We start from the raw sequence: 442 nt of genomic DNA on the forward strand, positions 1-442 counted from the left end.
AGCTGGCGTGTTGATGGCCGATCGCGGTGTCAGTGGGGGTGTCAGGTGTGTGTCAGGTCGCTGTCAGTCGGTCCGGCGACAGTGTGTTCATCGAACAAAACGACCGGCACCGACACAGTGCCACAACCGATTTCGAGGAGTAGACGAAATGTCTGTCACCATCACCCTGACCGATCAGGACAAGAGCACCTTGCGTACCGCCGCCTATGGCGCGGTGTCGTTGATGGCCGCCGCCGGTGCGGCGCACAAGGGCATCTCGCAGGGCTGCATCGCCTTGACTTCGGCGACCGGGTTGGTCGGGCATGTGCTCGCCGCCAAGTCCAAAGACATTCACTTGCCAGGTAAGTCCGTTGCCGAACTCGCCGATCAGGTGCTGCCGAGCCTGACCGCGGCCGTGAGCCTGCTCGGCAAGCAGCATCCAGAGGAGGCCGACAACTTCCGC

General features: G+C 62.7%; 1 protein-coding gene. It reads left to right on the forward strand.

Features of this window, described 5'->3' with window-relative positions:
• Nucleotides 1-148 precede the first annotated feature (148 nt).
• The coding region (locus ON44_RS33565; RefSeq protein ID WP_040697959.1) for a hypothetical protein at nt 149-442 on the forward strand (294 nt) is incomplete at its 3' end.

It is taken from the genome of Nocardia vinacea NBRC 16497 (assembly GCF_000308835.1).
GTDB classification, from domain to species: domain Bacteria; phylum Actinomycetota; class Actinomycetes; order Mycobacteriales; family Mycobacteriaceae; genus Nocardia; species Nocardia vinacea.